This is a genomic window from Agrobacterium larrymoorei, from assembly GCF_037722385.1.
Lineage (GTDB): Bacteria > Pseudomonadota > Alphaproteobacteria > Rhizobiales > Rhizobiaceae > Agrobacterium > Agrobacterium larrymoorei_C.
Genome location: NZ_JBBKAQ010000016.1, coordinates 203,356 through 230,262, shown reverse-complemented (window position 1 = coordinate 230,262; position 26,907 = coordinate 203,356). Strand labels below are relative to the sequence as shown.

The 26,907-nt window shown below is 58.2% G+C and carries 19 protein-coding genes and 1 tRNA gene; 8 read left to right on the top strand and 12 right to left on the bottom strand.

The genetic code is table 11. The annotated features are described in order from the left end of the window. Nucleotides 1-20 precede the first annotated feature (20 nt). Nucleotides 21-1,019: an MBL fold metallo-hydrolase gene (locus WKI41_RS15275; RefSeq protein ID WP_340194342.1), complete on the bottom strand. Its 999-nt coding sequence runs from the start codon at nucleotides 1,017-1,019 to the stop codon at nucleotides 21-23. Between the two features lie 193 nt (nucleotides 1,020-1,212). Between WKI41_RS15275 and WKI41_RS15270 the strand changes: the two genes are divergently transcribed. Then, nucleotides 1,213-2,610: an MDR family MFS transporter gene (locus WKI41_RS15270; RefSeq protein WP_340194341.1), complete on the top strand. Its 1,398-nt coding sequence runs from the start codon at nucleotides 1,213-1,215 to the stop codon at nucleotides 2,608-2,610. Between the two features lie 14 nt (nucleotides 2,611-2,624). On the opposite strand, the gene WKI41_RS15265 is transcribed toward WKI41_RS15270, so the two are convergent. The 3 genes from WKI41_RS15265 to WKI41_RS15255 form a co-directional block, all read right to left on the bottom strand. Next, the gene (locus WKI41_RS15265; protein WP_340194340.1) at nucleotides 2,625-3,347 is read right to left on the bottom strand and encodes an RlmE family RNA methyltransferase; all 723 of its coding nucleotides are present in this window, start codon (nucleotides 3,345-3,347) and stop codon (nucleotides 2,625-2,627) included. A gap of 1 nt (nucleotide 3,348) precedes the next feature. After that, the gene (locus WKI41_RS15260; RefSeq protein ID WP_340194339.1) at nucleotides 3,349-4,896 is read right to left on the bottom strand and encodes a Ppx/GppA phosphatase family protein; all 1,548 of its coding nucleotides are present in this window, start codon (nucleotides 4,894-4,896) and stop codon (nucleotides 3,349-3,351) included. A 223-nt stretch (nucleotides 4,897-5,119) separates the two neighbouring features. Further along, nucleotides 5,120-5,196 (bottom strand) — tRNA-His (locus WKI41_RS15255). Between the two features lie 313 nt (nucleotides 5,197-5,509). Here WKI41_RS15255 and WKI41_RS15250 point away from each other — a divergent pair. Both WKI41_RS15250 and WKI41_RS15245 read left to right on the top strand, forming a co-directional pair. Further along, nucleotides 5,510-9,367 carry an ATP-binding protein gene (locus tag WKI41_RS15250; RefSeq protein WP_340194338.1) on the top strand — a complete coding sequence of 1,286 codons (3,858 nt, stop codon included), beginning with the start codon at nucleotides 5,510-5,512 and terminating at the stop codon, nucleotides 9,365-9,367. A gap of 94 nt (nucleotides 9,368-9,461) precedes the next feature. Then, nucleotides 9,462-11,102, top strand: coding sequence for an ABC transporter permease (locus WKI41_RS15245; RefSeq protein WP_340194459.1), 1,641 nt, complete (start codon nucleotides 9,462-9,464; stop codon nucleotides 11,100-11,102). 255 nt (nucleotides 11,103-11,357) lie between these two features. Here WKI41_RS15245 and WKI41_RS15240 read toward each other — a convergent pair whose 3' ends face one another. From WKI41_RS15240 to WKI41_RS15215, 6 genes are all read right to left on the bottom strand, one after another. Further along, nucleotides 11,358-13,310 (bottom strand): acetoacetate--CoA ligase, encoded by a 1,953-nt coding sequence (locus tag WKI41_RS15240; RefSeq protein ID WP_340194337.1) that lies wholly within the window; start codon nucleotides 13,308-13,310, stop codon nucleotides 11,358-11,360. Between the two features lie 26 nt (nucleotides 13,311-13,336). Next, on the bottom strand, nucleotides 13,337-14,149 hold the full coding sequence (locus WKI41_RS15235; RefSeq protein WP_340194336.1) for an ABC transporter permease: 813 nt from the start codon (nucleotides 14,147-14,149) through the stop codon (nucleotides 13,337-13,339). Between the two features lie 3 nt (nucleotides 14,150-14,152). Further along, nucleotides 14,153-15,061, bottom strand: a complete 909-nt coding sequence (locus tag WKI41_RS15230) for an ABC transporter permease subunit (RefSeq protein ID WP_340194335.1) — start codon at nucleotides 15,059-15,061, stop codon at nucleotides 14,153-14,155. 10 nt (nucleotides 15,062-15,071) lie between these two features. After that, a complete protein-coding gene (locus WKI41_RS15225) occupies nucleotides 15,072-16,229 on the bottom strand; it encodes an ABC transporter ATP-binding protein (RefSeq protein ID WP_340194334.1) in 1,158 nt (385 codons plus the stop codon). 84 nt (nucleotides 16,230-16,313) lie between these two features. Next, nucleotides 16,314-17,411 (bottom strand): polyamine ABC transporter substrate-binding protein, encoded by a 1,098-nt coding sequence (locus WKI41_RS15220; RefSeq protein WP_340194333.1) that lies wholly within the window; start codon nucleotides 17,409-17,411, stop codon nucleotides 16,314-16,316. 186 nt (nucleotides 17,412-17,597) lie between these two features. Continuing rightward, nucleotides 17,598-19,016 (bottom strand): helix-turn-helix domain-containing protein, encoded by a 1,419-nt coding sequence (locus tag WKI41_RS15215; RefSeq protein ID WP_340194332.1) that lies wholly within the window; start codon nucleotides 19,014-19,016, stop codon nucleotides 17,598-17,600. 240 nt (nucleotides 19,017-19,256) lie between these two features. On the opposite strand from WKI41_RS15215, the gene aceA reads away from it, so the two are divergent. After that, complete coding sequence (aceA, locus tag WKI41_RS15210) at nucleotides 19,257-20,546, top strand: isocitrate lyase (protein WP_340194331.1); 1,290 nt, start codon at nucleotides 19,257-19,259, stop codon at nucleotides 20,544-20,546. A gap of 104 nt (nucleotides 20,547-20,650) precedes the next feature. Next, a complete protein-coding gene (locus WKI41_RS15205; RefSeq protein WP_296015665.1) occupies nucleotides 20,651-20,896 on the top strand; it encodes a hypothetical protein in 246 nt (81 codons plus the stop codon). A 60-nt stretch (nucleotides 20,897-20,956) separates the two neighbouring features. Here WKI41_RS15205 and WKI41_RS15200 read toward each other — a convergent pair whose 3' ends face one another. Next, nucleotides 20,957-21,088 carry a hypothetical protein gene (locus WKI41_RS15200; protein ID WP_340194330.1) on the bottom strand — a complete coding sequence of 44 codons (132 nt, stop codon included), beginning with the start codon at nucleotides 21,086-21,088 and terminating at the stop codon, nucleotides 20,957-20,959. 141 nt (nucleotides 21,089-21,229) lie between these two features. Continuing rightward, nucleotides 21,230-22,414, bottom strand: a complete 1,185-nt coding sequence (locus WKI41_RS15195; RefSeq protein WP_340194329.1) for an aminoacetone oxidase family FAD-binding enzyme — start codon at nucleotides 22,412-22,414, stop codon at nucleotides 21,230-21,232. A gap of 127 nt (nucleotides 22,415-22,541) precedes the next feature. Between WKI41_RS15195 and WKI41_RS15190 the strand changes: the two genes are divergently transcribed. The 3 genes from WKI41_RS15190 (at nucleotide 22,542) to zwf (ending at nucleotide 26,907) form a co-directional block, all read left to right on the top strand. Then, on the top strand, nucleotides 22,542-23,978 hold the full coding sequence (locus WKI41_RS15190; RefSeq protein WP_340194328.1) for a glutamine synthetase family protein: 1,437 nt from the start codon (nucleotides 22,542-22,544) through the stop codon (nucleotides 23,976-23,978). A 10-nt stretch (nucleotides 23,979-23,988) separates the two neighbouring features. Further along, nucleotides 23,989-25,275, top strand: a complete 1,287-nt coding sequence (locus WKI41_RS15185; RefSeq protein ID WP_340194327.1) for an NAD(P)/FAD-dependent oxidoreductase — start codon at nucleotides 23,989-23,991, stop codon at nucleotides 25,273-25,275. Between the two features lie 156 nt (nucleotides 25,276-25,431). Beyond that, entirely contained in the window at nucleotides 25,432-26,907 is a 1,476-nt protein-coding gene (gene zwf / locus WKI41_RS15180; RefSeq protein ID WP_340194326.1) for a glucose-6-phosphate dehydrogenase, read from the top strand.

Sequence of the window (26,907 nt, the reverse complement as noted above, 5' to 3'; positions counted from 1 at the left end):
TTCGGATCCTGGACTACCGATCAGATGTCGAACTGGTAGGATTTCGGCACAAACCTGTATCCGGTTTCGAGCTTCTCCGCATAACCAACGGAGGGGAACGGCATGTGGTAGCCGAGGAACGGGACGCGGTCGGTCGAAACCATATCGAAGACCTTCTTGCGGCTTGCTGCAGCCGCCGCCTTATCCATATCGAAGCGCACCTCCCAGTCCGGGCGTTGCAGCGACAGTACGAAGTGGTTTGCTGTGTCCGCGGTCAGGACGAGGCGCTTGCCGCTGGATTCAACGTTGAAGATCATATGGCCCGGAGAGTGACCAAAGGCGGCAATCGCATTGATGCCGGGTACGACCTCAGCACCATCGCCGATGAAGGTCGCCTTTTCCGCCAGCGGCTTCACATTGGCAAGCACCGCCTTGTGACCGTTTTCGGCAGGCGTGCCGACACGCTTTTCGTCGGTCCAGAAGTCGTACTCCTTCTGGCCGAAGACGTAACGTGCCTTCGGAAAGGCCGGCTTGCCCTTCTCCATCAGGCCGCCAATGTGGTCGCCATGCATATGGGTCAAAACCACGACGGTTACGTCGTCCGGCGTATATCCGGCAGCGGCAAGCCCTTCGAGCAACCGCCCATTGCCAGCCTCACGCCCCTGTTCACCAAAGCCGGTATCGAACAGGACGAGGTCGGACCCCGTGTTGATCAAGGCGGGCGAGAAACTGTTGACGAATTGCTCGGTCGGCAAAAAGTTCTTCTGCAGCAACTCGCCGACCGCTTCCGGGCTCTGGTTCGTACCGAATGTCTCACCTGGCTTGCCGGAGGGACGCGCACCGTCCTTGACGACCAGAACCTCGAAGTCTCCAAGCTTGAAACGGTTGGTTTCGGGGGGCATCGCGTGATTGATCTCCATGGACGTCTGAGGCTGGCTTGTCTGGGCGGCAGCGGTGCCGCTCAATACGAAGGGGGCGACTGCTCCGGCGCCGGCCGTTCCGAGCAGCGTGCGCCGGCTGATGTTCATCCTGTCCGTCATGAAAATCTCCGCTTGTTGGGGTACCAACGGGCTTAACGAGCATCTCCGCCATTCGGTTCATTGGCAAGTCCTCACAGCGTCGTGAGGAAGAAGATGTCGCCATTCTTGCCAAATGTTTAGTTGGCAAGTTCCGACCGCAGGAGTAGTAAGTGGACCGAACTTTCGTTGATGCGGGGTGGGCCGCAGCCAAGCCATGAACAGAATTATTCCGCTTATCCTTGCCGTCGCCCTTTTCATGGAGCAGATGGACTCGACTGTGATTGCGACGTCATTGCCGGCAATCGCAGCGGATTTGAATGTCGGCCCCATCACCCTCAAGCTTGCATTGACCGCCTATATGGTGTCGCTTGCCATCTTCATTCCGATCAGCGGCTGGATGGCTGACAAGTTCGGTGCAAAAAAGATTTTCCGCTTCGCCATTGCGATTTTCGTTATCGGCTCGATCTGCTGCGCGGTCTCCGGCTCCGTCGTTGAATTCGTCGTGTCACGCTTCCTGCAGGGCATGGGCGGGGCAATGATGACGCCAGTCGGACGTCTCGTTCTGTTGCGCACCACCAAGCGCACAGATCTCGTTTCGGCCATGGCGCTACTGACTATTCCGGCTCTGGTCGGGCCGCTAACCGGCCCGCCGATCGGCGGCTTCATCACCACCTATTTTTCCTGGCACTGGATCTTCCTGATCAACGTCCCGATCGGCGTGATCGGCATCTGGCTTTCGACCATCTATCTCCCGGAAATCGAGACCACCAATCCGCCGCCGATGGATTTCACCGGCTTTGTTCTGTCCGGCCTTGCAGCATCGGGCGTCGTATTCGGCTTCTCGGTTGTCAGCCTGCCCGCGCTCCCACCCGTCGTCGGCATAGGCTCGATCATCATCGGCTTCATCTGCGGGGCGCTTTACATTCGTCATGCAAGAATCCATCCGGCCCCGATCCTGGATTTCAAGATTTTTCAGAATGCGACATTCCGCACAGCGTCCATCAGCGGCACGGTATTCCGCATTTCGACAGGCGCCATTCCGTTTCTAATGCCGCTCATGTTGCAGATCGGCTTTGGTCTCAACCCGTTTCAGTCGGGCATGATCACCTTTGCAGGGGCGATCGGCGCGATCACCACGAAGTTCATGGCGCGGCGCGTCTTTGCGGCCACCGGCTTTAAAGCCACGCTGATTAGCGCTGGCTTCGTTGGCGCCTGTACCACGGTTGCGAACAGTTTCTTCACACCGGATACGCCCTATCCGCTGATCATGATCTGCCTGGTTGTGGCGGGTTTTGCCCGGTCCTTCTTCTTCACCGGCACCAATGCGCTTAGCTATTCCGATATTGATGACCGGCAGGCAAGCCAGGCGACCTCGATGGCATCGGTGTTACAGCAGATCAGCCTGGCACTCGGTGTCGCCTTCGCGGCCATGATCCTTGAGCTCAGCGGCTTCTTGTCCGGCGGACATCTGCAGCTTGCCGATTTCCATCTGGCATTCGTCGTTGTCGCGCTGGTGTCGCTGTTTGCCACCCTGCCGCTGATTGCGATGGACCGAGGTGCGGGTTCCGAGGTGTCAGGCCATAGACGCAAAGTCTCGCAGCCCGCTGAATAATTCTACTCGCGATTCTAATTGTCGGGCGCGTCAGCCGGAGCTGTCTTTCGACCTCTGAAATGCTTGGCGAGCAGGAACATTTCCACGGATTCAGAACGCGACGAGGCGGGCTTGATGTGGATGACCTGCTTGAAGTTCTGCTTCAGCATATCGAGCAACTGCTTCTCCGTGCCACCCTGGAAGGTCTTGGCAAGAAAGTGTCCGCCTTCGGCCAGAACCTGCACGGCAAAATCCGCCGCCACTTCGCACAGATGCATGGTGCGGATATGGTCTGTCTTCTGGTGGCCAGTCGTCGGGGCCGCCATGTCGGAGAGAACGAGATCGGGCGTGCCGCCAACGGCTTCCATCAAAAGCTCCGGCGCTTTCGGATCGAGAAAGTCAAGCTGCAGGATTTTTACGCCGGGGATCGGATCGAGCTCAAGGAAATCGATCGCTGCGACGCGGATGTCGTCCTCGGTCGAATCCGTGACCTTTGCAGCAATCTGCGACCAGCTGCCGGGGGCAGCGCCCAAGTCGATGATGCGATGCGCATCCTTCAAGATCTGATGCTTGTCGTTGATTTCCAGAAGCTTGAAGGCGGCGCGGGCGCGATAGCCTTCCAGCTTGGCGCGCTGTACGTAAGGGTCGTTGATATGACGTTCCAGCCAGCGGCGGGACGAGGCCTTCAGCTTCGTCTTCTTCACCTTCTGGCCGATCTTGCGTCCGGTACGGTTGGTGCTTGTGGGCGCCTTGCTCATATCAACCCTTCCGCTCTACTTTGCCCTGCGTCTGGGCACGGCGTATCTTATTGCGACGCCATGCGCCATCATCTGCCATCATATCCGTCAACAGGCCTTCGCGCAGCCCGCGATCTGCCACGCGCATGCGTCGTGCGGGCCAGCGTCTGCGGATCGCCTCCAGAATGGCGCAACCCGCAAGAACCAGATCGGCGCGATCCGGCCCAATGCAGGCATTCGCCGCACGTCCGGCAAAATCCCAGGCCAAAAGCTTGTTCTGCATGGCCGTAACCTCGGCATCCGACAGCCATAGCCCATCGACCTTGCGGCGATCGTAACGCGGCAGATCGAGATGCACACCGGCAAGCGTCGTCACCGTGCCGGATGTGCCGATCAGGTGAAAATCATCAAGTGTCGACTGGTCCGACAGCGGGGGGCAGTGGAAGGCATCAAGCAGGCCCTCGACTTCCGTCACCATAGCCTCGAAGACTTCAGGCGTCACGTCGCGACCGCCATGGCGTTCCGACAGCGTCACTACGCCCACCGGCAGGGACGTCCAATGGGTGATATGGTTGGCAAGCCGGTTCGAACGGTTCTCGTTCAAACGAATGACGGCGATTTCCGAGGAGCCGCCACCAATATCGAAGAGCACGACGGAGCGTGCTTCGCGTCCGACAAGCGACGAACAACCGGAAACGGCAAGGCGCGCTTCGGTCTCGCGGCTGATGATTTCGAGGTTGAGGCCAGTCTCACGCGTGACGCGTTCCAGGAACTCTTCGCCATTGGCGGCCGCGCGGCAGGCCTCGGTCGCAATCAGGCGCATGCGGCGAATGGGTCGTCCAGCAAGCTTGGAGGCGCAGACCTTCAACGCTTCGACGGCACGATCCATTGCGTCATCGGACAGGCGACCGGTCGATACCAGACCTTCACCGAGACGAACGATCCGGGAAAAGGCGTCGACGACCCGGAACTGACCCGGACGCGTCGGCTGTGCAATCAGCAAGCGGCAATTGTTTGTCCCGAGATCAAGCGCCGCATACATATCGGAACTCGTCTCGAAAGCCTCTCGCCCTGCTCCATGCCGCGCATGTGCAAAGCCTGCAGGCTCCAAGACGATCGCAGCACCATTGGCACCTGCGCCATTCTGTTTGGCGGCAGGCCGGGGTGCCTGGCTTGGCACCAGTGGCCGACCCTGCGGATCGCGATGCGGCCGCTTGCGGTTGCGCGCTTTCCTTTTACCGGATGGGAGCTGGTCAGGACGCGCCGATACGCTTTCCTTTTGACCTTCTGCAGTAATGCCTGGAATTGGTTTTTGAGCGCTCTGCCCGCCGGAACGTCTGCGGCGTTTGCGCTTGCGCGGCTCCGCTCCAGGCTCAATACCGCCTGGGGGTGGAGAGTCCTGACGGGAGTCGGCACCATGCAGCTGCGGCAAAGCAGAAGCAGAACGGTTCTTGCCGCCTCGCTTGCCCTTGCCACGACGGGAACGCTTCGCCTTCCCTTTTTCTGCCACCGACGCCCCTGGTTCCGACGGCTTTACGCCGTTGCCGGGGTCAATCACTGTTTTTTCCATTCCGCCGCGCAAAGGCCCGAAGGCATGCCGCTGGCGTCCATAAGGTTACGTTGGCGTGACCTTAACAGTATGTGACATTCTAGCCAACCAATTTTTGCCGGCGCGCAAAATCGCGCAAGCAGTTTTGTAGGAGAGAAAGCGGTTAGGCGGGGGAGATTGAGAAGGAAAACTTCTCTTCTCCCCGCAAGTCGATGTGACGAAATGACTGACGGGGAGAAGAGAATGGTACGGTTGAGTGGGGTCGAACCACCGACCTCAGGTGCCACAAACCTGCGCTCTAACCAACTGAGCTACAACCGCACAAGAGACGCTTGCGCGTCACGGGGCTCACATACGGGGAGTTTTTCACTTTTGCAAGTCCTTCTCTAATTTTTGCGAAAAAACATATAGAAAGCAAGCGCGTTTTCCCGCGCCGTTCCAGTACCCGGAACGGCACAAGTTCGGTCCACATGATATTAACTCTATTTCCCAATTCCCTCAGGCGATTATGGACCCGGCGGCCCTGTGACGTTATTTAAGATTCTGTTAACGTCACGCCGATGCAGGCTGTGTGGTGCCTCATGAGGAGGCCGTGCGGCAGCGAAGGTCACGTAGTGCCAAAGTAGGTTTCGACATGCCCGCCGTTCAATACCCGTTTATCGACATAGCCGTGCATGAGCGCGTTAGGGATAAATTCGCCAAGGGCGAAGCGCTTGCGCTGTTCTCGATGGACCTTAAAAGCGCGCTCTGGGCAAATGGACGGGGTGCTGCTCTTTTCGGCACGGCGATGATCTACGACTTCATTGAGCATGGGCCAAAAGTGCAGGATGTGACCTTCCGTCAAGTCGCGGGCGCGGCGAGCCGCATGCACAATATCGGCGACCGGCAACAATTCACGATCCGCGTTCTGGCTGGCTTTCGCAGCGTTGCGGTTTCTGCCGCCCTTGAAGTGATCGAAGTCGAGCGGCAACAGCCGGTGCTGCTGTTTTCCGCGATGCTGGATCAGTCTGACCTGTCGTTGGAAGAGCGCGGCCGGCGGATGATCGAGGGTTTCGACGATCCCGATATCCACATGGCAGTTATGGACGAAAGCGGCGCGATCATTGCCGCCTCTGAAAAATTCGCCGATCTTGCCATCGCACCGCCGACCGCCAAAACATTGATATCGATGGCAGCGCGTCATGGTAGCAAACTGGTGAAGCGCCCTGTCCCGACCGGCAAGGGCTATCTGCCTGCTGCGACCGCGCAGCTGACGCAGGAACCAGTCCTCAATCTCGTCTTCGTGGTTGAGACCGCACTCGGAAGACTTGATCCGTCTTCCGATTTCATCGAGGAGCGGCCTGAAGCGAAGGTTACGCCTATCGACGAAAAAGCAGAGGCAGCACCGGAACATTCGCCGTCTGAGCAACTGGCGTTCGAAAGCGTTCTTAATGCTGTTGCCCAGATCGAAGAAACGGATGATGAGCAGCAAGAGGCGGACGAGCACGCCATTGCAGAAGCCATCTCGAATGAGGACCAGTCTGTTTTCCTAGCCTATAAGCAGGACACCGACGAAGAGCTTGAAACAGTCCAGCCGGTATCGCATTCGGACAATTCTCTTTTGGTAAAAGCAGAAGAAGAAAAGCCGGCAACGGTCCTGGATGAAGACGCCAGCGATAGTCATCTGGCCCCTGACACCGACGACGTAAAGAGCCTGAAAGACAATACGTCCGAGGGACAGGAAGCGCGTGTCCCCGAGGCGGCCGAGCCCGAGGCTATGAAGACTGATACGTCCGAGGCCGCCGGCGAACCATCACCCCCGTCGCGTTTTGTGTTCAATCCGAATGGCCGGGCAAGCCGCTTCGTCTGGAAGATCGACGCTGCGGGATGCTTCAGCTCCATTTCCCATGAGTTTGCAGAAGCTGTCGGGCCGAAGGCGGCAGCCGTCGAAGGCATGAGCTTTTCCGATCTGGCTGCTCTCTTCAATCTCGATCCGGAAGGCAAGATTGCCGAACTCTTGAAGCGCCGTGACACCTGGTCTGGTAAGACAATCTACTGGCCAGTCGAGGGCACGTCTCTAGCTGTACCGATCGATCTCGCCGCCCTTCCCACCTATACACGTGCACGCGACTTCGACGGCTTCCGCGGCTTCGGCATTGTGCGGATCGCTGATGCGGTGGAAGACCCTCACGCCGCCGGTCTCGCGCTCGCTGGTGAACCCCATCCCGACGATCAGCCAGCGATTGCCGAGGCTCCACAGGATGATGCGGCAACGGTAGAACCCGATGCTGTCGCCGAGACTATACCGGCTGGAGTCGAAGAAGCCGTTGCGTCTTCCGTTGGGAACCAGGACGAGGCAAAGGCGGCCACTGCAGATGAGCTCGACCCGGATTCCGCGTCCGAAGAATCGCAGCCACAGCGTTTTCACCAGCCGCCGGAACACGAGGTCCCGGTGCTCAAAATTGCTGAAGAGCCGGTTCAATCCTATTCCGACAAGGTCGTCCATATCGATGAACACCGTAATCGTCGCGATGGCCTGACGGCCAACGAACAGGCAGCGTTTCGCGAAATCGGCCGAAAGCTGAAGCCGGTCGAAGATCAGGACGCGGCGCCGGTTGTTTCTGAACCCGCGCCAGCGGACGATGCTGCAGACGAGGTCTCTCTCGAGGCTGAAGCCGAAGACGCTTTGACGGCTGCAGTACAGACAGACGATGTGAAAGTCGAAGCCGAAGAACCGGTTGCCCTTCCGGAGATTGTCGATGCTCCGCATCCAGCAGCACAAAGCGATGACGACGCTTTCCACGCCTACACACGGGGTGACGAGCCTGTTGCCTTCACGCATCCGCCCATCGGCAACCGCATGGAAAGCGGCCATGATGAGCAAGAGGATCAGGGTCAGCGCAACGACGCTACTGACGACGAATCTGTTACGCAAAAAGAGGACGCCGATCGCGACATCGACGATGAGGAGTTCACTCTCGCTGCTTCGAGCCGCCTTTCGACTGGATTGATGCCCGAGACTGTCGACCAGATGCCGGTGGCGCTTCTCATCCACAGCGGCGATCTTCTGATCCACGCGAACCCTGAGTTTCTGCGCCTGACCGGCTATACGGATCTCGACGAGCTGGCAGCGCTTGGCGGTCTGGATGCGCTGCTGCAACGCGAGGAACTGGAGAATGTTTCCGAGCGCAGTGGCGGCATGGTGGCGGTCAGCGCCGAAAACGAACTCATTCCCGTGCGCGCCAAGCTGCAATCGGTTCGTTGGGAGGATGCCAGCGCCCTGATGCTGTCGCTGATCCCGACGGAAACGACGCGGGACGCTGCGCCGGTTCAAGCGGATGATGCGGCCGGCGCAGAGCCGACCAACGAAGCCGCAGAGGATGCGGCCCGAATGAGGGGCGAGATCGAGGAGTTGCACTCCATCCTGGAGACGGCGACCGATGGCGTGGTTCTGGTGGGCGAGGACGGCAATATCCGTTCGCTCAACCGATCGGCAAGCGCGCTCTTCAACTACGACAATGCCGAAATTGCCAACAAGCCTTTCGTGACGCTGTTTGCGCATGAGAGTCAGCGCGCCGTGCTGGATTATCTTTCGGGCCTTGCCAATAATGGGGTGGCGAGCGTCCTCAATGATGGTCGCGAGGTGATTGGTCGTGAAGCCTCTGGCGGTTTCCTGCCGCTGTTCATGACGATCGGCCGGCTGAAATCCACCAATGGCTACTGTGCTGTCATTCGCGATATCACCCAGTGGAAGCGGACCGAGGAAGATTTGCGCAACGCCAAGCGCGCTGCCGAAACTGCCAACGCGCACAAGACCGACTTCCTCGCCCGCGTCAGTCACGAAATCCGCACGCCCCTGAATGCCATCATCGGCTTCGCCGATATGATGGCGACCGAGCGCTTCGGACCGATCGGTCATCCTCGTTATATCGAGTATTCCAACGACATTGTCCGCTCCGGGCGACATGTCCTTGATATCGTCAACGATCTTTTGGATATCTCCAAGATCGAAGCCGGTCAGATGGATGTGGATTTCAAAGCGGTGGTGCTGAACGAGACCATCGCGGAAGCGGTGTCGCTGGTGCAACCGCAGGCGAACAACCAGCGGGTCATTATCCGCACGGCGCTCTCGCAATCGGTTCCTGCCGTCGTTGCGGATCTGCGCTCGATCAAGCAGATTCTGCTCAACATCCTGTCCAACGCCATCAAGTTTACGCCTTCAGGCGGCCAGATCGTCGTGTCGACAGCCTATGAGGCGAATGGCAGCGTCGTGCTAAGGGTGCGCGATACCGGCATCGGCATGACGCGTTCGGAGCTGGAGCACGCGATGAAGCCATTCCGCCAGGTCTCGGCTTCCAGTAGCCGTGTGCGTGGTGACGGGACGGGTCTGGGGTTGCCTTTGACCAAGGCGATGGTGGATGCCAACCGCGCCAATTTCTCCATCACCTCCACGCCGAATGAAGGAACGCTGGTGGAAATCAGCTTTCCATCGCAGCGGGTGCTTGCGAACTGAGGTGCTGAGGTATTAGCACAATCCGTGGCGGCACCTTGCTCGTCACGGAAGGATTATCGCCTTGCAGCCAGCCGAACACCCAACTGCCGTATCGATGCAAGCAGGATCGCTCGCTAGCCCGTTGACAATAACGGCCATTCTTCTGTCTGCGCTGGTCGCGATGCCGCTGATCGCCATCTTCATCATTGCTTTGACCGGTGGTACGAACGGCTGGCAGCACCTCCTCGTCAATGTGCTGCCACGGTCCGGCACGCAGACACTGCTTCTGCTCGTCATGACGGGCACCTTTAGCGCCATCATCGGCGTCACGACAGCTTGGCTCGTGAGCATGTTCGATTTTCCCTTCCGGCGGTTTTTGTCCTTCGCGCTGGTGTTGCCGCTGGCGATCCCGTCCTATCTCGCAGCCTATGCCTTTGGCGAGTTTCTCGATTTCGCCGGCCCGGTGCAGAGCGCTTTACGCACGCTCTTCGGATACCAGACCATTCGCGACTACTGCTTTCCCGACATCCGCTCGCTCGGTGGAGCCGTGCTGGTTCTGGGTTCGGTTCTTTATCCTTACGTCTATCTATCGACCCGTGCAGCTTTCGGCTTGCAGGGGCGGTTCGCGGCGGATGCGGCACGGACACTCGGTGTCGGACCTCTACGCCTGTTCCTGACTGTCCAACTGCCGATGGCGCGCCCCGCGATCATCATTGGCCTTGCATTGGTGATGATGGAGACGCTGAACGATATCGGCGCGGTCGAGTATCTTGGCGTTCATACGTTGACCTTCACGATATACGAGACGTGGCTCAACCGCGGCAATCTGGCGGGCGCGACACAAATCGCCGCCTGCCTCGTCCTCATCGTCGCGGCTCTGATCGTGATTGAGCGAAGAGCCCGCAGACGACAACGTTTTGCTGCCGGAAAAGCAACGGCAATGCATCAGCGATCCACGCGAGTAACACTTTCGCCAACGCGCGGGTGGGTTGCGATGCTCTTCTGCGCCCTGCCATTTCTCTCCGGCTTTGCAATTCCCGTTCTCGTGCTTGGCAGCTACGCCGTCAAACGGCTGAATGGGATCGCCGATCTAAAACTCTTCAAGGCGCTGCTGCACAGCCTGGAGGTGTCTCTTCCGGTGGCGCTCATCACCTTGCTTGGCGGTTTTCTCCTCGCCTATGCGCAAAGAGAACGCCCCTCTTGGCCAACGCGCTTTGCGGTCCGCGTCGGCTCGCTTGGTTACGGCATTCCAGGCACCGTGCTCGCGATCGGCGTGTTGCTTCCACTTGCCGGTCTCGACAATGCTGTGGACGGGGTGATGCGCACTCGACTTGGCGTTTCCACGGGACTTCTGTTGTCCGGAACCGCCTTTGCGATCATCTATGCACACAGCGTGCGCTTCATGACGCTTGCGGAAGGTACGGTCGATGCCGGGTTTCAAAAGCTGTCGCCGCATCTCGACATGGCATCGCGCACGCTTGGCCGGACCAGGCTTCAGACGCTTGTCAGCGTATTGTTGCCCAACATCCGGCCCGCCGCGATTACGGCCTCGCTGCTGGTCTTCATCGAATCGCTGAAGGAGCTTCCGGCCAATATCATGCTGCGGCCCTTCAACTTCAATACGCTGTCGACGATGGTCTATGAGAGTGCGTCACGATCACGCGTGCAAGATGCGGCGCTTCCAGCGCTCGTCATTATTGCGGCCGGGCTGGTGCCGGTCATTCTCGTTTCTGACTCCCTGGATAATGACGCATAAAAAAAGAGGCAGCTGACGCTGCCACTAAGTTTGTGCTTTCAACGAGAGTAGGATCGAAAATACATCATGTCTTTTTGGAGCCAACGGCTCTCCATCCCGTCATTGAATGGACCCGCGTTACATTCATGTTTGGACAATTCACTTTAAGAGAAGGTTAAAACTGCGCCCCACCTTTGACGGGCGACAATTCCTATCATGCATCACGCGAAGGTGAATCCCGCATCAAATTCAACGATCTTTCTGTCTCGGCGGCTGTCAGTTCTTGAGCTCCGGGACGCCTTCGAAAAGGGTCAGAGCTTCCGGATTGGCGAGGGCTTCCTTGTTCTTGACCGGCCGCCCATGGACGACATCGCGCACCGCGAGTTCAACGATCTTGCCGGATTTCGTGCGCGGGATATCGGCAATGGCGATGACCTTTGCCGGCACATGCCGGGGCGATGCGCCTGTTCTGATACGGTTCTTGATGCGTGCGATCAGCGCATCATCCAGGCTAATACCGTCCTTCAGCCGAACGAACAGCACGACACGCACGTCGCCATCCCAATCCTGTCCGATGCACAGTGCTTCCAACACTTCGTCGATCGTCTCGACCTGATTGTAGATCTCCGCCGTGCCGATGCGCACGCCGCCGGGGTTCAAGGTCGCATCAGAGCGCCCATGGATGATAAGCCCGCCATGGGGTGTCCATTCAGCAAAATCGCCATGGCACCAGATATTGTCGAAGCGACCGAAATAGGCGGCGCGATATTTTTCACCATCCGGATCGTTCCAGAACATGATGGGCTGGCAGGGAAAGGGGGCGCTGCAGACGAGCTCGCCTTTTTTGCCGCGCACCGGCCGGCCTTCGTCATCCCAGACATCTACCGCAAGACCAAGGCCCGGCCCCTGGATCTCGCCTTTCCAGACCGGCTTTACCGGATTGCCGAGCACGAAGCAGGAAACGATATCGGTCCCGCCCGAGATCGAGGCAAGCTGGACATCGCTTTTGATACCGTCATAGACGAAGGAGAAGCCTTCGGGCGAGAGCGGTGATCCGGTGGAGGTGACAAGCCTCAGCGCCGAAAGATCATGCGTCTCGCCAGGCTCCAGACCGGCCTTGCGCACCGCATCGATATATTTGGCCGATGTGCCGAAGACCGCAAAGCCTTCTTTCGCGGCATAATCGAACAACACATTGCCATCGGGCGCGAATGGCGAACCGTCATAAAGGCAAAGCGTCGCGCCCGAAGCAAGGCCGGTCACCAGCCAGTTCCACATCATCCAGCCGCAGGTGGTGAAGTAGAAGAAGCGCTCGCCCTCTCTCAACTCGCAGTGAAGACGATGTTCTTTCAGATGCTGCAGCAGCGTTCCGCCAGCCGAATGGACAATGCATTTGGGGACGCCCGTGGTGCCGGAGGAGAAGAGGATGTAGAGCGGGTGGCTGAATGGCTGGCGAACATAATGCAATGGCTTCGCCTGAAACGGCTGGATGACATCATCGTAGTGAACGATGCCGGGGTCACTCTCCTGGTCGGCTCTCGTTATTCCCGCATAGGGAACCAACAGCAGCGGAACGCCGAGTTTTTTGGCAACCGCCTTGGCCTTATCCGCCACCTCTTGTCGCTTGCCATTGTACCAATAGCCATCGCAGGCGATGAAGAGTTTCGGTCCGATCTGCCCGAAACGATCCAAGACGCCTTGCTCGCCAAAATCGGGAGAGCATGAGGACCAGACGGCGCCGAGCGATGTGGCGGCCAGCATCAGCGCAACGGTGTGCGGCATGTTCGGCATCATCGCGGCGACGCCGTCGCCGGGCTCTATGCCTTTTTCGGCGAAGGCTTGCTGTAAGCGCGAAACTTCGTCACGCAGCCGATCCCAGGACCAGCGTTCCTCCACCTTGTCTTCACCGCGAAAAATGATCGCATCATCCGATCCAGCGCCGCTCAGCAGGTTTTCGGCAAAGTTCAGCTTTGCATCCGGAAAGAAACGCGCGTTCAGCATGTCGTCGCGGTCGGTGAGCACGCGTTTCCCGGGCTCCCCGATCACGCCGCAATAGGACCAGACGGCACTCCAGAAATCTTCTCGTGCATCGACCGACCAACTGTGGAAGGCATCGTAGTCTGCAAACGTCTCGCCAAAGTGGCTGGCGCACCAATCGATGAACTGGGTCATCGGCGATTGGGCCACACGCTCAGAAGAAGGTGTCCAAAGCGGGTTGTTTGCAGTCATGGTGGCCTCCTCCTGCCCCCAAGTTGTCAGCCTTTGGCGGCCGCGTGCTCATCGCGCATGCGCTGAAGTTCCGTCCGCTTGGAGGTAATCGAGGCGCAAATCACCCCGATCGTCACCAGCGCAATCAGGATGGTGCAGATGGCGTTGATTTCCGGCGTGACGCCGAGCCGCACCTGCGAATAGATCTTGATCGGCAGTGTCGTGGCGCCCGGTCCCGTGGTGAAGCTTGCAATCACCAGATCGTCCAGCGACAACGAAAACGCCAGCATCCAGCCGGCGACGACTGCCGGCATGATCAGAGGCAGGGTGATGCGGAAGAAGGTCTTAACCGGCGGGCAACCGAGATCAAGCGCTGCCTCTTCCAGACTGCGATCGAACGTCAAAAGCCTGGATTGCACGACGATCGCCACATAGCACATGGTAAAGGTCGTGTGGGCAATGACGACCGTCCAGAAGCCGCGATCGACGCCGATGGAGACGAAGAGAAGCAACAGCGACAGACCGGTGATGACTTCAGGCATGACGAGCGGCGCATAGATCATGCCGGAAAACAGCATGCGACCGGGAAAGCGGGCAAAGCGCGTCAGAGAGAGTGCTGCGAGTGTTCCGAGGATCGTACCGATCGTGGCGCTCAGCACTGCAACGCGCACGGTGATCCACGCCGCATCCATCAGCCCTTCGTTCGACCACATGGATTGATACCAGTGCAGCGAAAAACCACCCCAGACGGTCACCAGCTTGGAGGCGTTGAAGGAGTAGATCACCAAGATCAGGATCGGGATGTAGAGAAATGCAAAGCAGATGGTGAGGATGGTCGTGTCGAACTTGCCGCGCTTCATGGCTCACCCCACCTTTTTCTGCTGGTTCTGGAAGATGGCGATCGGCACCACCAGCAACAGCAAGAGCAGCACGGCAACAGCCGAGGCAAGCGGCCAGTCGCGATTGCCGAAGAACTCTGTCCAGAGCGTCTTGCCGATCATCAGCGTCTGAGCGCCGCCGAGAAGATCGGGAATGACGAACTCGCCGGTGATGGGGATGAAGCAGATCATCGAGCCTGCAATGACGCCCGGCAGCGACAGGGGGAAGGTGATCTTCCAGAAGGCTTTCCACGGCGGGCAGCCAAGATCGGCGGCCGCTTCCAGTAAAGTATTGTCCAGCTTCTCCAGCGCCGAATAGAGCGGCAGCACCATGAAAGGCAGATAGGAATAGACGATGCCGATGAAAACGGAGATCTCGGTGCGAAAGATGTTGACCTGCTCATCCGGCCCCAGAATGCCAAGCGACTGGAATAGAACTGTAAGCAGCCCCTCGGGCTTGAGAATCCCGATCCAGGCATAGACGCGGATCAAGAAGGACGTCCAGAATGGAAGGATGACGAGCATCACCAAGGTTGGGCGGATGTGATTTGGTGCCCGCGCCATGGCAAGCGCCATCGGGTATCCGACCAGGAGAAGCAGCACTGTGGAGATGAAGGCAATTCGCAGCGAGGAGAGATAGGCCTCGATGTAAAGCGGGTCTTCGGTGAGGAACAGGTAATTGTCGAAATCAAGCTGCGAGAAGAACTCGCCGATCCGGCTGAAGCCCTCGAACACCGGCACATAAGGCGGCATGGCGATCGCGGTGTCTGAGAGCGATATTTTGACGATGATGAAGAAGGGTGCCGCGAAGAACAAGAGCAGCCAAAAATAAGGAACGGCCACCACCAGCCATTGCAGCGGGCTCCGGCGGCTTTCAGGAGAAGGGATCGCCATCTTCACTCTCCTATCGGGTGAGAACCAGGCCGGAATCGGCTTTCCACGTCAGCCACACCTTATCGTCGAAGGTAATGGGGCGATCGACGAGCCGCGAGACGTTCGCCTGAGCGGCACGCATAATACGTCCGTCATCCAGCTTGACGATGAAGATGGAAAAGTCGCCGAGATAGCCGATATCCCAAACCTCGCCATGGGCAACATTCATCGTTCCTTCGGCAGGTGGATCAAGCGAGATGCGGACCTTCTCGGGTCGCACGGCAAAGGCCACCTGGCTTCCGACGGCGGCCTGGCATTCCTGCTCCACCGTCACCTTCAGCCCCTCGCAGTCGAGCACAACCTGTGCAGCTTTGCCGTCCACGGACGTTTTGCTCTCGACCTTCGCCTCGAAAATATTGATGTCACCGATGAAGTCCGCGACGTAGCGGCTGTTCGGCGCCTCGTAAATTTCGGCGGGCGTCGCCACCTGTACAACGATGCCCTTGTCCATCACCGCGATGCGGTCCGAGACGGTCATGGCCTCTTCCTGGTCGTGGGTCACGATCAGGAAGGTGAGGCCGAGCGTCTGCTGCAAATCCATGATTTCGAACTGGGTTTCTTCGCGCAGCTTCTTGTCCAGCGCGCCAAGCGGCTCGTCCAGCAGCAAAACCTTGGGGCGCTTTGCAAGCGAACGGGCAAGCGCCACACGTTGGCGCTGGCCGCCGGAAAGCTGGCTCGGCTTGCGCTTGGCGAACTCGGTGAGCTTGACGAGACGTAGCATTTCTTCGACGCGGATCGCGATCTCGGCTTTCGGCAGGCCATCCTGCTCCAGACCGAAGGCAATGTTCTTTTCCACCGACATGTGGGGGAACAATGCATAGGACTGGAACATCATGTTGGTCGGCCGCTTGTAGGGCGGCACGTCGGAGATGTCCTTGCCCTGCAGCAGAATACGGCCCGATGTTGGTTCTTCAAAACCAGCCAGCATGCGCATCAACGTGGTCTTGCCGCAACCGGAGGGTCCAAGCAGCGAGAAGAATTCACGCTCGTAAATATCCAGCGTCAGATTGTCGACGGCGGTGAAATCACCGAAGCGCTTGGTCACGTTTTCGAACCGGATGAAGGGTACCGAGGAAGGGTCTGTCCAGGGAGAGAATTTGCGTTTTACCGGGCCGAGTGATTTCGCCATGACCTGCTCTGTGTTGTTTCGCGAAAAGGGCGCAACGTGAAAGGGGCAGGCTTTCACCGCCTGCCCCTTCTGTCCAAAACCGGATCAGCTTCCGGTTTTTATCTGGGTCCAGACGCGGTTCAGAACGCGCTGTTCACGCGGCCCATAGGGCGAGATGGTGAAGAGCTTCTTCATCGTCGCCTCGTCTGGATAAACGGAAGGGTTCTTCGCAACCGCCGGGTTCATCAGCGCCTGAGAGGCCAGATTGCCATTGGCGTATTGAACGAAATCGGAGGCTTTTGCGGCCACTTCCGGCTTCATCATGTAATTGATGAAGGTGTGTGCGGCATCGACATTCTTGGCGTCCGCTGGAATGGCAAAGGAGTCCATCCAGATATAGGTGCCTTCCTTCGGGATCACGTAGTTGACCTCGACGCCGTTCTTGGCTTCCTCTGCACGGGTCTTGGCCTGCAAGATGTCGCCGGACCAGCCGATAGTGATGCAGCTATCGCCATTGGCGAGCTCATCGATATAGGCGGATGAGTTGAACGTCTTCACATAGGGGCGGATCGCCTTGTAGACATCGCCGCCGGCCTCGAGATCGGCAGTCTCTTTGCTATCCGGGTTTTTGCCCAGATAGTTCATGGCGATTGCAAAGGTCTCGTCGGATGCATCGAGAATATTGATGCCGCAGGACTGAAGCTTCTTTGCGTTTTCCGGCTTGAACAGAACGTCCCAGCTATCGATCTTCACGTCGCCCAATGCGGCCTTCACCTTCGCGACATTATAGCCGATACCGGTCGTGCCCCACATGTAGTTGACGGCGTATTCGTTGCCGGGGTCGTACTGCGCCAGACGCGTGGTAATTTCCGGCCACATGTTCTTCAGGTTCGGAAGCTTGGATTTGTCGAGCTTTTGATACACGCCCGCCTTGATCTGGCGTGCGAGGAAGGGCGACGTTGGTGCCACAACGTCATAGCCGGAATTACCTGCAAGCAGCTTCGTTTCAAGCACCTCGTTGCCATCGTAAACGTCGTAGACGACCTTGATGCCGGTCTCCTTGGTGAAGTCCTCGAGGATCGACGGATCGATATAGTCCGACCAGTTATAGACGTGAACGACCTTTTCCTGGGCAAAGGCAGCGCCGGCAGAGAGAACGGCCGTGGCAAAAGCCAGGGTGAAACGAAGCGATCGGTAACTCATGATTTCTCCTGATGTGGCGCATGACGAGAAACTGCGCAAACCCCTTTGTTTGTGGTGAGACTAAAAAGGAAAAGCTGCCTCGGCAAGCAGAAATGTGCAGTGCGAAAATTTCAGGCAGATGACAATTTGGCGGACTGACCAAAGACCTGCGCAAAAGCCCAGCGGCGCCAGGATCTCATCGTCAAGTTATTGAAAATCGAAGACACTGAGGCCTGTCACCATTTCGTCGAGACCAAGCGGACGCGTCAGTGGCGCCTCTGCCCGCGACAGGCAGCCTTGCCGTTCGCATAGCCGACAGGATGGTCCGATTCCGACGGCATTGCTCGAAGCTGTCAGCGCGTCCCCATAGACCAGATCCTTGGCATGCGTCGTCTCGGTTACAATCATCAGCGCGGTGCGGCGCACCCGTTCGCCGAAACCGGCCTGCGGCCCTTCAAGAGTGCGGGCGACGGTGACGTAGGAAGCGCCATCCGGCATCTGGGCGCTCTCAACCAGTACCTGTCCAGGCTGGGCAAATGCCGCGTGGATATTGAGCCTTGGACAGAGACCACCAAACTTCGCCTGCGGAAAGCCCTGCGCTCCGGCCTTGCGGAAGCGGTTTCCGGCACTGTCTGTTTCCATCATGAAGAAGGGGATTGCCGACGATCCCGGCTTTGCCAATGACACAAGCCGGTTGGAAGCCTGCTCGAACGAAACATTGAAGCGCGCGCGCAGCACATCGATATCGTAGCGCGCCCGCTGCGCCGCAGCCAGATAGGCTGCGTAGGGCATCATCAAGGCGTGGGCGGCGTAGCGGGCAAGTTCGAAACGAGCGATCCGTTTTGCCTCTTCGTTCGAAAGCGAAAGCGCCTCCAGTTCTTCCGAGATTTCTGCCGTCAGCGCCAGAAGTGAGACTTCCATCGCCAATTCACGAAGCTGATCATGCATCGACAAGCGATCGGAGAGAAACAGGCGCATGGAATGCCGATCATAGCGACGGCGTAAATTTGGCATTGCATGCACCGGCAGACTGCGGACGATGATGCCGTGGTTCTTCTGCAACCAGGACTTCAACGCAGATGCCAGATCATCGCTGACGCCAAGTGCGGCGTGGAAGCTCTCCGCCGCGCTATCCAGAAGAGTAAAATGAGCAGGTCTGCTTTCAAACACCTGCCGGACCTCATCGATCGGCAGGCGCGCGGCTGACAGTGTCGTCTGATGTCCCTCACGTGCCAGAAGGTCGGAGAGGTCGCTCAGCCGCTTGGCCTGTTCGCTATAGGCCCGATAGAGTTTAATAACGCCGATCGCAGCGTTCGGTGCTGCTTCCGCTACCTCGACAAGTTCCTGGGGTGAGGGAATCTCTCCGGCAAGCAGCGGATCGGCGAAGACTTCGCGCAGCTGGCTTGCCGTACCACCGCTCTCACCCTGCAAATCGTCGAGATCAAGCTTGTAGACGGAAGCAAGCTTCAGCAGCAGTTGCACCGTCAAGGGCCGCTGATTGCGCTCGATGAGGTTGAGATAAGAGGGCGAAATGGAGAGCGCCTCCGCCATGGCTGTCTGCGTCAGGCCCAAGCCATTGCGCACCCGGCGCACACGCGGTCCCGCAAAAATCTTCGTTTCCGCCATCACCACTCCTTTTGACAAAAGCTCACACAACAGAAGCGTCGGTTCAATTTACAAAATTTACATTTTTACAAACATGTTCTGTCAAAGACGATACAGCATAACCCGTTTCAAGTCACTGTTTTTCCTTTTCAACTAGCCATCGAAAATCAAGAAATGTAAATTCAGTCACATCAGACCGCTGCTTCTGATCCAGTTCTGAACGCAGCGCGAAGTGACAGCACATAGATATGGGAGAGAGATGTGACTGATTTTTACAAGCTTGTTCCGAATGCCCCAAAAGGCCGCTTCGATGGCATCGAGCGCACCTATACGGCAGAAGACGTATTGAAGCTGCGCGGCTCGGTCGACATCCGTTATTCGCTGGCCGAAATGGGCGCCAATCGCCTGTGGCAACTGATCAACGAAGAGAGCTTCGTCAATGCACTCGGCGCGCTTTCCGGCAATCAGGCCATGCAGATGGTCCGCGCCGGGCTGAAGGCCATCTATCTTTCGGGTTGGCAGGTTGCAGCCGATGCGAATACGGCGTCGGCCATGTATCCGGATCAGTCGCTCTATCCGGCCAATGCCGCGCCCGAACTTGCCAAGCGCATCAACCGCACACTTCAGCGTGCCGACCAGATCGAAACCGCAGAAGGCAAAGGTCTTTCGGTCGACACATGGTTTGCGCCAATCGTTGCCGATGCCGAAGCTGGCTTTGGGGGGCCGCTCAATGCCTTTGAGATCATGAAGGCCTTCATCGAGGCAGGTGCGGCCGGCGTTCACTATGAAGACCAGCTGGCGTCGGAGAAGAAGTGCGGTCATCTCGGCGGCAAGGTTCTGATCCCGACAGCTGCGCACATTCGCAACCTGACGGCAGCGCGTCTCGCGGCAGACGTCATGGGGGTTCCGACGCTGGTTATCGCCAGAACCGACGCGGAGGCGGCGAAGCTTCTCACATCCGATATCGACGAGCGGGATCGTCCCTTCGTTGACTACGATGCCGGGCGCACGGTTGAAGGCTTCTATCAGGTGAAGAACGGGCTGGAGCCCTGCATTGCCCGCGCGAATGCCTATGCCCCCTATTGCGACCTGATCTGGTGCGAAACATCAAAGCCGGATCTGGAACAGGCCCGCAGGTTTGCAGAAGGTGTCCACAAGGTTCATCCCGGCAAGAAGCTTGCTTATAATTGCTCGCCGTCATTCAACTGGAAGAAGAACCTCGACGATGCAACGATTGCCAAGTTCCAGCGCGAACTGGGAGCGATGGGCTACAAGTTCCAGTTCATCACGCTTGCCGGTTTCCACCAGCTGAATTTCGGCATGTTCGAACTGGCGCGCGGCTACAAGGACCGCCAGATGGCAGCCTATTCGGAGCTTCAGGAGGCCGAATTCGCAGCCGAAATCAACGGCTACACCGCAACCAAGCACCAGCGTGAAGTCGGCACCGGCTATTTCGATGCAGTCTCCGTCGCAATTTCCGGCGGCACCTCATCCACCACCGCAATGAAAGAATCGACCGAGCACGACCAGTTCCGCCCGGCCGCAGAATGATCCTCTGAAGTGTGAAACGCTTCAGGTTCTTGTTTTAACGCATGTCACTATCCGAAAAACCGTTTAGCACGTTTGCGCGACATGCTTCTTAAGGAGGAAAGACAATGGCTTCGATTTCGAGAGTTAGAGAACGGGCAGAAGAACAGTCCTCTGCCATGACGCAGGACCAGCAGGCTGCCATCCGCATGCTGGCAAATGATCTCCACCGCCTCAATCAGGCGGTCATGAATGCGGTCGAAGCGGGCATCTCGGTCGAACTCGTCCGCTCCGCCCGCCACCACGGCGGCGACGGGAACTGGGGCGATCTGCTGATCCCCGTTATCGTTGCGCAGAATAAGGCGGCGGCCTGATCAACATAAAGCCGGGCGGAAATCGTCCGGCTTTACCTCGTTCTACAAGCTACGAGCTTGTCAGAATAGGAGCGCCAGAAGAGTAGCCACAGCGCCAGCTGCAATCATGCTCAAGCGAAAAACGGTGAGGAGGTTGTCATTGCGGGTGCGGGCAATGGCGACAGCGCGGGCGCGGTTTCTGGACATCATCATGAGCGGCTTCCAACGAAAAACTTGACCGTTCAATGCCGGGTTCCGGCGTCCAGCGAGACCTCATGTTCCAACTCGCGTTGTGCTGGCATAGAGGTCAGCATGACTCGGGCCTCTTAACAAGATGTTAAAGGTTGATGCCTCTCAGACGGATTCTCCAGCCGCATAGCCGGATGCCCACGCCCACTGGAAATTGTAGCCGCCAAGCCAGCCTGTGACGTCGACACCTTCACCTATGAAATAGAGCCCCGGCACTAACTTTGCCTGCATGGTTTTGGAGTCCAGATACGTGGTATCGACGCCGCCGAGCGTCACTTCGGCTGTACGATATCCCTCCGAACCGGATGGTCTGATCTGCCAATCCTGCGCGCTTGCAGCGAGGGCGCTTAGCGCTTTATCCGACACATCAGCGAGATGGCTGGTCAGGCCCGATTGTTCTACGAGATACTGCGCAAGCCGCTTTGGCAAAATCTCGCCTAGCGCCGTCTGGGCGGACTGACGCCCATTGGCCTTCCTTGCGGCTTTCAGCTTTTCGGCAATATCCTGATCCGGCTCAAGCTTCAGACGAATCGCGTCACCTTCGCGCCAGTAGGACGAGACCTGCAAAATGGAAGGACCGCTCAAGCCGCGATGGGTAAAAAGTAGCGCTTCGCGAAATGTCGTTTTGCCATGCGAGACGTCCGCTGAAACTGCGACGCCCGAAAGCGCGGACAGCCGCTCCAACTGCAACGGATCGAGCGTCAATGGCACGAGACCAGGGCGTGGCTCGATCATAGAGAGGCCAAACTGCTCAGCGATTTTATATGCGAAACCGGTGGAGCCCATCTTCGGGATAGACTTGCCGCCGGTGGCGACCACGAGGCTCTTCGTTTCGATTAACCCTTGCGACGTCGACACGCGAAAGCCGCCCGCCGCCATTCCTTCGACCGACGCAATTTCCGTTTGTAGCCGCAGCTTGGCACCCGCCGCCTGCATCTCCGTCAGCAACATACGAATGATGTCTTTGGCGCTGTCGTCGCAGAAAAGTTGGCCAAGCGTCTTCTCATGCCAGGCGATCTTGTGCTTCTCCACCAGATTGAGAAAATCGCGCGGCGTGTAGCGGGCGAGCGCCGATTTGGCGAAATGCGGGTTCTGCGACAGATAGTTCTTCGGCCCGGCGTGGATGTTGGTGAAGTTGCAACGCCCCCCGCCCGAGATGCGGATCTTCTCGCCCGGTGCCTTTGCGTGATCGAGGATGATGACGGAGCGGCCGCGCTGACCGGCGCGGATGGCGCACATCATGCCTGCGGCGCCTGCCCCCAAAATCAGCACGTCACATTTTTCCGTCATGGATTTTCCTTATCCTTGTTGCACTTCCTCTTTTCGAAGTCAGGCTGCTTGTCAATGCGCATTCCCCTCTCGCCAATTGTCAAAGTCTGACTATTATGGCCCCAGTCGAAACAGACCCCGGTGATTTATGCCCCCCAAGAAAACCATGCTCCGCCCGAAAAAACCGGCAACCATGGCGAAGAAACCACCCGTTGAACTCTCCTCTACCCGCGGCGTCTCCTCCTGGCGCGAGGCGGCTCAATGGCTGAAGGCACGCGGGATCGAAGATATTGAATGCATCACCCCCGATCTGGCAGGCGTACCGCGCGGCAAGATGATGCCGACGGCAAAATTTACCGGCGACACCTCGCTGGCGCTGCCCTCTGCCCTCTATCGCCATACGATTTCCGGCGATTATCCGGAGGAGACTGCGAATTTCCGTTACGAGCCGCGCGACAGCGATCTGAAGCTGGTGCCCGATCTCTCCACCCTCTCCGTCGTACCGTGGGAGAGTGATCCGACCGCGCAGGTCATTTGCGATGTGGTGGATGCCGAAGGGAACCTGGTCTCCTACACGCCGCGCAACGTCTTGAAGAACGTGCTCTCGCTCTACCAGGAAAAGGGCTGGAAGCCTGTTGTGGCGCCAGAAATCGAGTTCTATCTCGTGGCGATGAACGACGATCCGGATTATCCGCTGCATCCGCCGAAGGGGCGTTCGGGTCGCTCCATCGTCGGTGGACAGAGCTATTCGATTGCCGGCATCAACGAGTTCGACGAGTTGATCGACGACATCTACCACTTCTCGGAAAAGCAGGGACTTGAGATCGATACCCTCATCCATGAAGAGGGTCCGGCACAGCTGGAAATCAACTTGCGCCATGGCGATCCGGTCGAGCTTGCCGATCAGGTGTTTCTCTTCAAGCGCACCATTCGCGAAGCTGCGCTGAAACACGGCATCTACGCAACCTTCATGGCAAAGCCGATGCAGGCCCAGCCGGGTTCGGCAATGCACATCCACCAGTCCGTTATCGATATCGAGACCGGGCAGAACGTGTTTTCCAACAAGGATGGCAGCCCGTCGAAAGAGTTCTTCTCCTTCGTGGGCGGCATGCAGCGCTATGTGCCGAACGCGCTGGTGATGCTGGCCCCTTACGTCAACTCCTATCGTCGGCTGACGCCGGACATGGCCTGCCCGGTCAACAACGCCTGGGGTTACGACAACCGCACCACCGCGTTTCGCGTGCCGATCTCCGGCCCGCAGGCGCGGCGCGTGGAAAACCGCCTGCCGAGTTCGGACGCCAATCCGTATCTCGCGCTCGCCGCGTCGCTCGGCTGCGGCTGGCTCGGCATCATGAACAATATCGAACCGACAGAGCCGACCTATGAGACGGCGAACGAAGGCTCCATCGAGCTTCCACGTGGCCTTCTCGAAGCAGTTGCTTTGCTCGAGCAGGAGCAGCAGTTCGAGCGCATCTTCGGCAACGAATTCGTTGGTCTTTATGCCGGTTTGAAACGCGGTGAGTTCGAGACCTTCATGCAGGTCATCAGCCCATGGGAGCGCGAGTTCCTGCTGCTGAACGTTTGAGGTGAGCGATATGGCATGGCAAAGCCCGATAGCGCCGGGCGTTTCATGGTATCAGGATACCGTTGCCGAAAGGCCCGACTATCCCGCGATGGATGGCTCGCGAACTTCAGATGTCGCCATCATCGGCGGCGGCTTCACAGGCCTTCAGGCGGCCTACAATCTAGCGCGAGCGGGCATTTCCGTGACTCTCATCGAAGCGCATCGGTTTGGCGATGGCGCGTCGGGACGCAATGGCGGACAGTTTGGTACCGGCCAGCGCGCCTGGCCGGATGAGCTTGAAGAAAAGATCGGCTTCGAGCGCTCCAAAGCGCTGTTCGATCTTGCGGAAAATGCCAAGCACTATGTGCTGGACTTTGCCCGCGAAAACCAGATCGACATGGAATTTCAGCCCGGCCAGTTGAACGTCTCGCACAAGCGTGCTTACGAAAAGAGCTATCGCGACAGCGTCGAGGCAATGGTGGGTCGCTATGGCTATGAGCAAATCTCCTTCATGGAGAAGGACGAAACCGCTGATCGTCTGGGATCGTCGCATTATCACTGCGGCGTGCGCGACACCGGCACCGGCCATATCCACCCCCTGAAACTGCTGGTCGGTCTGGCGAGAGTGGCGAAAGCGGCGGGCGCCGATGTCTTCGAAATGACACCGGCCAAGTCTATTCGCCAGTCCGGCGGCAAGACGCTGATCGAGACACCCGCCGGCACGATCACAGCTGGCCGCGTGCTGATCGCGACCAACGCCTATATCGGCAATCTGGAACCGGTGACGGCAGCGCATGTGATGCCGATCCGCTCCTTCATCGGGGCAACGGCGCCGCTCGATGCATTTCCATCCATAATTCCAGAGAAGGAAGCGGTGGCGGATTCGCGCTTTGTCGTGCGCTACTTTCGCAAGACGCTCGACAACCGCCTGTTGTTCGGCGGGCGCGAAGCCTATACGGCTGACTCGCCGCGCGACATTTCCAAACACATCCGCAAGCAGATAGCAGCGATTTATCCAGCTCTTGCCAATGTCGAGATGACCCATGCCTGGGGCGGGTCTGTCGGCATTACGCTGACACGCCAGCCTTTCGTGCGCGAAGTCATGCCGAACGTGCTGTCCATCGGCGGATATTCCGGCCACGGCGTCATGCTCTCCAACTACTGTGGCAAGCTTTTTGCGGATATGGTTGTGAATAAGGATAAGGCACTCGACCAGTTTGCCGCACTTGACGTGCCGTCGTTCCCAGGCGGGGCGTCGCTGAGGTCGCCGCTCTTGTTCCTGGCGCTGACGTGGTATGCATTACGGGACAGGTTTTGAACGCCTCTGCCTTCGCATTGTGCAAAAGCACCGCTTGGAAACCTCGCTGGCATGACAGGCCGGTAGCAAAATTCATTATTTCGTACATCAACTCTGGCATTTTTAAATCGATTAGATTATGGATGCCCCTAACGTGTAGAGATCGAGAGAATCGACATGAGCAGTCAAATTATTCCCGTTGACCCCTTTGATTGCGTCGTCTTTGGCGGCACCGGCGATCTGGCAGAACGCAAGCTTCTGCCCGCCCTTTATCACCGCCAGGTGGAAGGCCAGCTGACCGAACCGACCCGCATCATCGGCGCTTCCCGCTCTGTCATGACGCATGAGGAATATCGGAAGTTTGCGCAGGATGCCCTGAAGGAGCACCTGAAGTCCGGCGAATATGACGAGGAGCAGGTTGCGAAGTTCTGCGCGCGCCTCTTCTACATTCCCGTCGATGCCAAGTCGGACGATGGCTGGGACAAGCTGAAGAAGCTTCTTGACGAAGGCAAGGATCGCATCCGCGCTTTCTATCTTGCCGTCGCGCCTGGAATTTTCGGCGACATCGCCTCCAAGATCCGCGATCATAAGCTGATCACCAAGTCCACCCGCATCGTGGTGGAAAAGCCGATCGGCCGTGACCTGGCCTCCGCGCTGGAGCTGAACGACACGCTCGGCAACGTCTTCAAGGAAGAGCAAATCTTCCGTATCGACCACTATCTCGGCAAGGAAACCGTTCAAAACCTGATGGTTCTGCGTTTTGCCAACGCGCTGTTCGAGCCGCTGTGGAACTCCACCCATATCGACCACGTGCAGATCACTGTGGCCGAATCCGTGGGCCTCGAGGGTCGTGCGGGTTACTATGACAAGGCTGGCGCGCTTCGCGATATGGTGCAGAACCATATTCTCCAGCTGCTTTGCCTTGTTGCGATGGAGCCTCCCTCCTCGATGAACGCCGAAGCGGTGCGCGACGAGAAGCTTAAAGTTCTGCGCGCGCTAAAACCCATTACGCAGGCCAATGTTGAAAAGAACACCGTGCGTGGACAATATCGTGCAGGTGCTTCGGCAGGCGGCGCGGTGAAGGGTTATCTGGAAGAGCTGGAAGGCGGCGTTTCCAACACGGAAACTTTCGTCGCTCTCAAGGCGGAAATCGGCAACTGGCGCTGGGCGGGCGTGCCCTTCTACATCCGCACCGGCAAGCGCCTTGCCACGCGCGTTTCGGAAATCGTCGTCACCTTCAAGCAGATCCCGCATTCGATCTTCGATGACGCGGCTGGCAAGATCGAAGCCAACAAGCTGGTGATCCGCCTGCAGCCGGATGAAGGTGTCAAGCAGTCGCTGCTCATCAAGGATCCAGGTCCAGGCGGCATGCGTCTGCGCCAGGTGTCGCTCGATATGAGCTTTGCCCAGGCCTTCAACGTGCGCAATCCGGATGCCTATGAGCGTCTGTTGATGGATACGATCCGCTCGAACCAGACGCTCTTCATGCGCCGCGACGAAGTGGAAGCGGCATGGAACTGGGTCGATCCGATTCTGAAAAGCTGGGAAGCGGTCGGCCAGGGCGTGCAGGGTTACACCTCCGGAACCTGGGGACCGAGCGGCGCGATCGCGCTAATCGAGCGAGATGGTCGTACCTGGCACGAAGCCGACTGA

Coding starts and splice junctions, on each gene's coding strand:
- WKI41_RS15205 (WP_296015665.1), top strand. CDS start 20,651: ATGGCTTCGATTTCGAGAGTTAGAGAACGGGCAGAAGAACAGTCCTCT.
- WKI41_RS15185 (WP_340194327.1), top strand. CDS start 23,989: ATGGCATGGCAAAGCCCGATAGCGCCGGGCGTTTCATGGTATCAGGAT.
- WKI41_RS15245 (WP_340194459.1), top strand. CDS start 9,462: ATGCAAGCAGGATCGCTCGCTAGCCCGTTGACAATAACGGCCATTCTT.
- WKI41_RS15190 (WP_340194328.1), top strand. CDS start 22,542: ATGCCCCCCAAGAAAACCATGCTCCGCCCGAAAAAACCGGCAACCATG.
- WKI41_RS15270 (WP_340194341.1), top strand. CDS start 1,213: ATGAACAGAATTATTCCGCTTATCCTTGCCGTCGCCCTTTTCATGGAG.
- WKI41_RS15230 (WP_340194335.1), bottom strand. CDS start 15,061: ATGGCGATCCCTTCTCCTGAAAGCCGCCGGAGCCCGCTGCAATGGCTG.
- WKI41_RS15250 (WP_340194338.1), top strand. CDS start 5,510: ATGCCCGCCGTTCAATACCCGTTTATCGACATAGCCGTGCATGAGCGC.
- WKI41_RS15260 (WP_340194339.1), bottom strand. CDS start 4,896: ATGGAAAAAACAGTGATTGACCCCGGCAACGGCGTAAAGCCGTCGGAA.
- WKI41_RS15215 (WP_340194332.1), bottom strand. CDS start 19,016: ATGGCGGAAACGAAGATTTTTGCGGGACCGCGTGTGCGCCGGGTGCGC.
- WKI41_RS15235 (WP_340194336.1), bottom strand. CDS start 14,149: ATGAAGCGCGGCAAGTTCGACACGACCATCCTCACCATCTGCTTTGCA.
- WKI41_RS15225 (WP_340194334.1), bottom strand. CDS start 16,229: ATGGCGAAATCACTCGGCCCGGTAAAACGCAAATTCTCTCCCTGGACA.
- WKI41_RS15240 (WP_340194337.1), bottom strand. CDS start 13,310: ATGACTGCAAACAACCCGCTTTGGACACCTTCTTCTGAGCGTGTGGCC.
- WKI41_RS15265 (WP_340194340.1), bottom strand. CDS start 3,347: ATGAGCAAGGCGCCCACAAGCACCAACCGTACCGGACGCAAGATCGGC.
- WKI41_RS15220 (WP_340194333.1), bottom strand. CDS start 17,411: ATGAGTTACCGATCGCTTCGTTTCACCCTGGCTTTTGCCACGGCCGTT.
- zwf (WP_340194326.1), top strand. CDS start 25,432: ATGAGCAGTCAAATTATTCCCGTTGACCCCTTTGATTGCGTCGTCTTT.
- WKI41_RS15195 (WP_340194329.1), bottom strand. CDS start 22,414: ATGACGGAAAAATGTGACGTGCTGATTTTGGGGGCAGGCGCCGCAGGC.
- WKI41_RS15275 (WP_340194342.1), bottom strand. CDS start 1,019: ATGACGGACAGGATGAACATCAGCCGGCGCACGCTGCTCGGAACGGCC.
- WKI41_RS15200 (WP_340194330.1), bottom strand. CDS start 21,088: ATGATGATGTCCAGAAACCGCGCCCGCGCTGTCGCCATTGCCCGCACC.